General features: G+C 70.9%; 5 protein-coding genes and 1 pseudogene. 2 read left to right on the forward strand and 4 right to left on the reverse strand.

Features of this window, described 5'->3' with window-relative positions:
* Positions 1–458 precede the first annotated feature (458 nt).
* Complete coding sequence (gene htpX / locus WMJ97_RS13170; protein ID WP_347349460.1) at positions 459–1,364, forward strand: zinc metalloprotease HtpX; 906 nt, start codon at positions 459–461, stop codon at positions 1,362–1,364.
* Positions 1,365–1,401: 37 nt separating this feature from the next.
* Here the strand turns inward: htpX and WMJ97_RS13175 are convergent, their stop codons facing one another.
* The 4 genes and pseudogenes from WMJ97_RS13175 to WMJ97_RS13190 all read right to left on the reverse strand — a co-directional run bounded on the left by WMJ97_RS13175 (position 1,402) and on the right by WMJ97_RS13190 (position 6,764).
* Positions 1,402–3,186 (reverse strand): FUSC family protein, encoded by a 1,785-nt coding sequence (locus WMJ97_RS13175; RefSeq protein ID WP_347349461.1) that lies wholly within the window; start codon positions 3,184–3,186, stop codon positions 1,402–1,404.
* Between the two features lie 49 nt (positions 3,187–3,235).
* Positions 3,236–5,482: a heavy metal translocating P-type ATPase gene (locus WMJ97_RS13180; RefSeq protein ID WP_347349462.1), complete on the reverse strand. Its 2,247-nt coding sequence runs from the start codon at positions 5,480–5,482 to the stop codon at positions 3,236–3,238.
* Between the two features lie 313 nt (positions 5,483–5,795).
* Positions 5,796–5,996, reverse strand: a pseudogene (locus WMJ97_RS13185) (cation transporter); the annotation flags it as partial.
* 318 nt (positions 5,997–6,314) lie between these two features.
* Positions 6,315–6,764: a metal-sensitive transcriptional regulator gene (locus WMJ97_RS13190; RefSeq protein ID WP_347349463.1), complete on the reverse strand. Its 450-nt coding sequence runs from the start codon at positions 6,762–6,764 to the stop codon at positions 6,315–6,317.
* A 485-nt stretch (positions 6,765–7,249) separates the two neighbouring features.
* On the opposite strand from WMJ97_RS13190, the gene dnaB reads away from it, so the two are divergent.
* On the forward strand, positions 7,250–8,595 hold a 1,346-nt coding region (gene dnaB, locus WMJ97_RS13195), incomplete at its 3' end, for a replicative DNA helicase (RefSeq protein WP_347349464.1).

The following is an 8,595-nucleotide window of genomic DNA, read 5'->3' on the forward strand; positions in this document are numbered from 1 at the left end:
GTCACCCCAGCTCGCGGGCGCCCCACCCGAAGCCGGGCCCGCGGCGTCCTCGCGCACGGCGTCCGCGCACAACGGCGCCCCGCACAGCGACATCGCCAGCACCACCGACGCCGGCATCGGCCGGCTGCGACACGAACACGAAGACCTCCGGGGGTGAGGGGGAACCGTCGGTTCGAATCTAGGCACCCGCGGAGTCAGAAAAGGGCGCCCCGACAAGGGGTCCTTCCCCGCGCCGAGCGCCCGTCTCACGAATCGGACGCCCTGTCGCCATCTCTTCCCAGCCGTCGGACCCACGCGCGCTCACGACGGCCCACCGCCGCCGCAACGGCCCTCCGGACGCCCTCCCAAGCCATAACAATTCACTCCGGACGTCGCCGGCCTCCCGGGGAAACCCTAGGGCGACCCTGTGAATCCACCCGCACGGGTATGGAGGCCGCCCGTCACGGCGTTTCCCTAGCATGCACGGACACAACAACGGCCTCAAGACGGCCCTGCTGCTGGGCGGAATGTTCGGCGTCCTCCTGCTGATCGGCGGCGGGGTGTCGGCCTACACCGGCTCATCGGCCTACATCTACCTCTTCGGGTTCTTCGGCCTGGCGACCACGTTCTATTCGTACTGGAACAGCGACAAGCTGGCGATCCGGGCGATGAACGCGCAGCCGGTCTCGCCGCAGCAGGCGCCGCAGCTGTACGCGATCGTGTCCGAGCTGTCGCAGAAGGCGAACCAGCCGATGCCGGCGCTCTACGTCGCGCCGACGGCGGCCCCGAACGCGTTCGCGACCGGACGCAACCCGCAGCACGCCGCCGTGTGCGTGACCGCGGGCATCCTCGAACTGCTGAACGAACGGGAGTTGCGCGGCGTCCTCGGGCACGAGCTCATGCACGTGTACAACCGCGACATCCTGACCGGGTCGATCGCGGCCGGCGTCGCGGGCCTCATCTCGATGATCGGCCAGGCCCTCTCGTTCGGGGCCATGTTCGGCGGCGGCCGCAACAACCAGGGCGGCAACCCGCTGGGGCTGCTCGGCACCCTGGCGGCGGCGCTGTTCGCGCCGCTGGCGGCGTCCGTCATCCAGTTCGCGATCAGCCGGACGCGCGAGTTCGACGCCGACGAGGACGGCTCGACCCTCACCGGCGACCCGCTGGCGTTGGCGTCCGCGCTGGAGAAGCTGGAGCGCGGCACGCAGGCCCGTCCGCTGGCCCCGACGCGGCGGCTGGTCGACAGCAGCCACACGTTCATCGCGAACCCGTTCCGCCCGCAGGACGTCTCGCGCCTGTTCGCGACGCACCCGCCCATGGACGACCGCATTCGCCGGCTCTACGGCCAGGCGCGGTCGATGGGTCAGCTTCCCGAGGGCCGCTGACCCTCTCCGGCGTTCGTGCAGGGACGCCGCTCCCCCGTCAGCCGGGCTCGCGGGCGGCGTCCAGGAAGGCCCGGTGGACGCCGCGGACGCGCTCGGCGGTCGTGGTGACGTCGATGGGTTTGGACGAGATCGGCGGCAGCGTGCCGATGAGGTGCCGGAGGGACGCCCCGGCGGCGGCCGCCGCCTGGACGGTGAGCCCGGGCGCCCGCCAACTCGCGGCGAGGATGTCGAAGCCGAAGCTGGAGACCTGCCGCTGCAGGGCGTCCCAGGGGCGGAGGCCGCCGGGGTCGTCGTCGCGTTCGGCCTCGAGGATGTCGCCGGCCCGGCCCAGCTCGAAGACGAGGTTGCGACGGTGCTCGGCGGCCGGCCCGGACGCCAGCTCTCCCCGCGCCATGTCGCCCAGCACCTGAAGCATCGTGTTCAGCGTGAGCCGGTATTGGCGCCGGACGAGCAGCATCGGGGCGCGGCGTCCGACGAGCGTCACGATCAGCATCGCCGCACCCACGCCGATCACGGTCTCGACGAACCGGTCGCGCAGCAGGTTGTCGATCTCGCCGGGCGACGTGGCGGGCGTCATCATGAGCGCGAACACGGTCACGAAGATGACCGCGATCGCGTAGTTGGCGGTCACCATGGCCTCCAGCCCGAAGATCGCGACGATCACGATGGCGAGGCGCACCCATTCGTTCGGCTGCAGCAGCACGATCGCGAAGTAGACGCCGACGCCGACGCCGGTCCCGATGATGCGGTGGGCGGCCCGGATCGTGAGGTCGGCGCGGGACGCGCCCATGTGCAGCACGATCAGGGCCGACAGGATCGCCCAGTAGGGGTGCCCGACCGGGGAGAAGAACATTGTGGACGCCGCGAGCAGCACGGCGAGCGCCCCGCGGATCGCGACGAGCCAGGCGCGCGCCCCGCGCTGGGCGCCCGTGGCGAGCAGGTAGGGGACGCAGGGGCGCCCCAGCGGGCGGATCTCGCGGTGGGCGGTGGGGTCGTAGCCGGTCGCGTCGGCGTCCGGATCACGCTCGGCAGCGCGGTCGACGGGGAACACCTCGGTGCGCACGAGGCGCAGTAGTTCGAGGTGCGCCTCGTTGAGGCGCTCTTCGAGGCGGCGGCCCTCGGCGCTCCGCAGCGGGACGCCGGGGGCGACGCCCTTGCGGAGGCTGTTCCACGCATCGTCGATCGCGCGCCATGCGCGGGCGCGGAGCCGGTCGGCCTCGTTCCGTTCGAGGTCCGCCGGACGGTCGCGGTAGGCCGCCGCGGCCTCGACGGCGGCGTCCACGGCCTCGTGGCGCGGGCCGTGCGGGTCGAGGGCCAGCATGGCGATGGACGCCCCCGCGGCGATTCCCCAGGCGAGCGCGGTGACGGGCAGGAGGGTCGCGACGGTCCAGCCCTGGGTGCCCATGTAGGTGCCGAAGGCCCCGGCGAAGACGGTGTTGATGGGGCCGGGCGGGCCGGTGTGCAGGGCGTGCCAGACCCACACGACGCCGAGGGTGATGAGCGTCATGACGGGGGGCACGAGCCACGGGTGGGGCGCGATGAGGAGGCCGATCGCCTGGATCGCGAGCGTCGCGGTCCCGACGACGAGCAGGGTGATGATGCGGCGCCGCATCGGGTCGTCGCGCCCGGCGTTGGCGGCCTGGGCGCCCAGGAGGCCCATCGCGCCCTGAGCGGGCCCGAGGATCAGGGCGGTCACGACGAGCCCGAGGGCGACGGGCGTGACCCAGCGCAGGGCGCGCCGGACGCGTCCGGGGGTGGGGCGGGCGACCAGGAGGCTGGCCCCCAGTTGGCGGAGCAGCGAGGAGTTGGGCTGGCCGGGCACGGGGTCAGGATACGGCGGTGCGGGGGGCGCCCGCACTGCGGTGGAGGCGTCAGCGCAGGGGCGCGAACCTCCGCAGCCGGACGCTGTTGCCGACGACGAACACCGAGCTGAACGCCATCGCGGCCCCGGCGATCATGGGGTTGAGCAGGCCGAACGCGGCGAGCGGGATCGCGGCGACGTTGTAGGCGAACGCCCAGAACAGGTTCTGCTTGATGGTGCGCAGGGTGGCGCGCGACAGCCGGATGGCGTCGGCGGCGACGAGGAGGTCGCCGCGCATGAGGGTCAGGTCGGACGCCTCGATCGCGGCGTCCGTGCCGGTGCCGAGCGCGAGGCCGAGGTCGGCTTGCGCGAGGGCGGCGGCGTCGTTGACGCCGTCGCCGACCATCGCGACGACCTGGCCGCGGCCTTGGAGGTCGGCGACGACGCGCACCTTGTCGGCGGGCCGGACGCCGGCGATGACCTGGTCGATGCCGACGGCGTCCGCGACGGTGCGCGCGACGCGTTCGTTGTCGCCGGTGAGCAGCACGGGGGTGAGCCCGAGGCCTTTGAGGGCGGCGATGGCGTCCGCGGAGGTGTCCTTGATGCGGTCGGCGACCGCGACGACGCCAGCCGGGCGGTCGTCGACGACCAGCACGACGGGGGTCTGGCCGGCGTCTTCGGCGGCGGCGACGGCGTCCGCGAGGGGCTGCGGGAGGTCGGGGCCGGGGCGTCCGACGGCGACGTGGGTGCCGTCGACGTCCGCCCGGACGCCCACGCCGGGCTCGTTGGTGAACGCGGTGAGGCGTCCGAGGCCGCCGGAGGACGCCGCGGCCGCGGCGATGGCGCGGGCGATGGGGTGCTCGGAGCCGGATTCGACGGTGCCGGCGAGGCGCAGGACGTCGGCGTCGGTGTGGTCGCCGCCGGGGAGGGCGACCACGGAGGCGACGGCCATGCGTCCGGTGGTGACGGTGCCGGTCTTGTCGAGGACGATCGCGGTGACGTCGCGGGTGTGTTCGAGCACCTCGGGGCCTTTGATGAGGATGCCGAGCTGGGCGCCGCGGAGGGTGCCGACCAGCAGGGCGGTCGGGGTGGCCAGGCCGAGGGCGCAGGGGCAGGCGATGATGAGCACGGCGACGGCGGCGGTGGCGGCGAAGACCACGCCGCGTCCGGCGGCGAGCCAGCTGACGAGGGTGACGAGGGCGATCACCAGGACGACGGGCACGAAGATGCCGGAGATGCGGTCGGCGAGCGCCTGGACGGGGGCTTTGCCGGTCTGGGCTTCCTCGACCATGCGGGCCATCTGGGCGAGTTGGGTGTCGGAGCCGACGCGGGTGGTCCGGACGACGAGGCGTCCGTTGGCGTTGACGGTCGCGCCGACGACGGCGTCCCCGGGGGCCTTTTCGACGGGGACGGATTCGCCGGTGACCATGGATTCGTCGACGGCGGAGGTGCCCTCCACGATGACGCCGTCGGTGGCGAGCTTCTCGCCGGGCCGGACGACGAAGTGGTCGCCGACCACGAGTTGGTCGGCGGGGATCTGCCGCTCGACGCCGTCGCGCAGCACGGACGCCTGGGTGGCGCCGAGTTCGAGGAGCGCGCGGAGGGCGTCCCCGCTGGAGCGGCGGGAGCGGGCTTCGACGAAGCGTCCGGCGAGCAGGAACGTGGTGATCGCGGCGACGGCCTCGAAGTAGATCGAGGGGGCCGCCATGCCGCCCATGCCGTCGTGGTCGGTCGGGAAGAGTTCGAACGGGTGGGTGTAGCCGATGACGCCGGCGCCGGCGGTGAGGGCGTAGATCGACCAGGCCATGGCGGCGGTGGTGCCGAGGGTGATGAGGGTGTCCATGGTCGTGGCGCCGTGGCGGAGGTTCACGAGCGTGGAGCGGTGGAACCGCCAGCCGCACACGAGGTAGATCGGCAGGGTGAGGACGAGCGACACCCATTGCCAGCCTGGGAATTGCAGGGCGGGGATCATCGCGGTCGCGATGACGGGCACGCTGAGGGTCGCCGAGGCGATCACGAGGCGTCGCAGCCCGGTGACGTGGTCGACGGGCGGGGTTTCGGGGGTGGGCACGGAGGCGCCGTAGCCGGTCTTTTCGACGACGGCGATGAGGTCGTCGACGGTGGTGGCGGCCGGGTGGAGCACTTTGGCGCGCTCGGTGGCGTAGTTGACGGACGCGGAGACGCCGTCGAGTTTGTTGAGCTTCTTTTCGATGCGGGCGGCGCAGGACGCACAGGTCATGCCGGTGATGTCGAGTTCGACGGAGTCGCGGGCGGCGTCCGGGGGTGCCTGCCGGGCGGTGGCGGGCTGGTGAGACATGGGTCCTCCTGGGGAGCGGAGGGTCTCCGGTGGACGCGGTGCACGGCCGGCGGACGCGGTGGGCGTCCGCGGGGCCGAGCCGGTCGCGAGGACCGGGGAGCCCTGGCAGGGAGTGGCGTCGGGTCTCGGTGCGCCGGCGACCGGTCGTCGGGTGGTCGCGGCGGTTCGAGGACGCCTCCGGCCGGGCCGGACGCCGCGCCCCCGGTCGGGCGCGGCGTGGGGCTCGTCGGGCTGCGCCGCCGGGGCGGCGCGGGGATGGCTGGGGGTGGTGCCGAGCGGTGTCGGAAGCGGTGTCGGGCGTCGGGCTGGCTCAGGCGACGGTGTAGTCGCCGGCTTCGTCGACGGCTTCGACGATGCGGTCGAAGTCGATGGGCTCGTTCGAGGTGATGTCGAGGGAGCCGCTGGCCAGGTCGACGGTGACGCCGGTGACGCCGGGGATCTCGGAGACCTCGTCGGTGACGGCCTTCACGCAGTGCTCGCAGGTCATGCCGCTGACGGTGTAATGCGCCTTCACGTCGCCTTCGGGGCCGCTCGTCTTGGACGCCGTGGCCTGGGGCCCGGAGTGACCCTCGCCGCAGGTGCAGGGCTTGCCCTCCTGGCAGCCGCAGTCGCAGTCGGGCGGGCAGTTGCAGCCGGTGCTGGACGAGCTGCTGCTGGAGCTGCTGGACGACGACGTGGTCACCTGCACGGTCTCCTTGGTCTCGCCGCAGCCGCAGCCACAGCCGGAGTGCTGGTCGCTCATGGGTTCTCCTTCGGGTTTGGGTCGGGGTTTGCTGGGTTCTGAGGACGGACGCCAGCGGCGTCCGCGATCGGGCGCCGGGGCGCCCGCCGGTCAGGAGCGCACGAGCCGCGCGATGGCGTCGGACGCCTCCGCGATCTTCTCCTGCGCCTCGGTCGTGCCCGCGCGGGCGGCGGAGACGACGCAGTGGTTCATGTGGTCTTCGAGCAGGCCCAGCGCGACGGACTGCAGCGCGCGGGTCGTCGCGGAGATCTGGGTGAGGATGTCGATGCAGTACTGCTCTTCGTCGATCATGCGCTCGATGCCGCGGGCCTGGCCCTCGATGCGGCGGAGCCGGCGAAGATAGCCCTCTTTATTGCCGATGTAGCCGTGCCCGACGGCCGGATCGTGGGCGTCTGCGCCGGGCTGGCCGCCCGGGTGGACGTCCTCCCCCGGCCCGTCGACGATCTCTCCGCCCGGGGTCTCGCGAGGCGCGAGGTCGTCGACGGACGCCGCCGCGCCGGTAAAATCTCTCGTGGTCGACGTGTGGTCGTCAGCACTCATAGGAGCCTCCCTACGGCCGTCACGATACCCCCCAAGGGTATGATTCACAAGTCCACAGGCTTAAGTGAATCCTGTGGATGACGAGAGATTCTTTACGCCTTAGCACGCGCAACGGAGGGCTTGTCAATGCCCCGTTCACGTGCTGTTTGCTGGGGACTGAACTTGAAATCCACACCCCCCGCGCATCGTTTGGGCTTGTCGGAGTCGAATTGGGCCGTTCACTCTTCAGTCAGGGGCTGTTACTACCGCGTGTCGTACACAAGGGAGGGGTGTCTCTCCACATTGGTCCACAAGTTATCCACAGGGGGCGGTTTGGCGGGGACCGCGGGCCGGTCTACGTTGGCTCGCACGACGCCTGGAGGGCCTTGCGTGGGGGGCAGCAGTGCCGGCACCCACGACGCGTTTCGGGGCGTGCGCGCGGGGTGGCGCGGTTTTGTCAGTCCCGGGTGTCAGGGTGGGTCTGACGGCGGTGAGCGAGGAGTGAGATGTCTGCGGAGGCTGTGGTTCAGTTCGGCGACCAGTCGCGAGGCGGGTACGTGGATCGGACTCCGCCGCAGGATCTGCCGGCCGAGCAGAGCGTGTTGGGCGCGATGCTGCTGAGCAAGGATGCGATCGGCGAGGTCACCGAGGTGTTGAAGGGGCGGGATTTCTACCGTCCGGCGCACGAGTTCATCTACGACGCGATCATGGATTTGTACGGTCGCGGCGAGCCGGCCGACGCGATCACGGTGGCCGACACCCTGGGCAAGCGGGGGCAGCTGGCGCAGGTGGGCGGCCATATCTATCTGCACGATCTGGTGTCGAGCGTGTCGGTGACGGCGAATGCGACGTATTACGCGGAGATCGTGCGCGACAAGGCGACGTTGCGGCGGCTGGTGGATGCGTCGTTGAAGATCAGCCAGATGGGCTATCAGGCCGAGGGCGATGTGAACGGCATCGTCGATCGGGCGCAGCAGGTGATCTATGAGGTCGCCGAGGGCAAGACGAGTGAGGATTATCAGCCGCTGTCCGAGCTGGTGGAACTGACGCTGGATGAGATGGAGTCGCTCAGCCAGCACGGCATGATGGCGGGCGTCCCGACGGGGTTCATCGATCTCGATCATCTGACCAACGGGCTGCACGCGGGCCAGATGGTGATCGTGGCGGCGCGTCCGGGCATGGGCAAGTCGACGTTGGGGTTGGATTTTGCGCGGTCGGCGTCCATCAAGCACGGCCTGTGCAGCGTCTTCTTCAGTTTGGAGATGACGAAATCGGAGATCGTGATGCGCCTCATGAGCGCGGAAGCGTCGGTGCCGCTGAATCACATCCGCAAGGGCGAGATGAAAGAGGAGGATTGGAGCCGCGTCGCGGCGAAGACCGCCCAGGTGTCGCAGGCGCCGCTGTTCATCGACGACAGCCCGAACCTGACGATGATGGAGATTCGCGCGAAGGCGCGCCGGCTGAAGCAGCGGTTCGATCTGAAGCTGATCGTGATCGACTACATGCAGTTGATGACGTCGGGCAAGAAGGTGGAGAGCCGCCAGCTCGAGGTGTCGGAGTTCTCCCGGCAGATCAAGCTGCTCGCCAAAGAGCTCGAGGTGCCGGTGGTCGCGCTGAGCCAGTTGAACCGTGGCCCCGAGTCGCGCACCGACAAGCGTCCGATGCTGTCCGATCTGCGCGAGTCGGGTTCGCTGGAGCAAGACGCCGACGTCGTCATCCTGCTGCACCGGGAGGACGCCTACGACAAGAACTCCCCCCGCGTCGGAGAGGCCGACTTCATCGTCGCCAAGCACCGCAACGGCGCCACCGATGTGATCCCGGTGGCGTTCCAGGGATCCTTGAGCCGCTTTGT

Source organism: Nigerium sp., from assembly GCF_039811905.1.
Taxonomy (GTDB): domain Bacteria; phylum Actinomycetota; class Actinomycetes; order Propionibacteriales; family Propionibacteriaceae; genus Propioniciclava.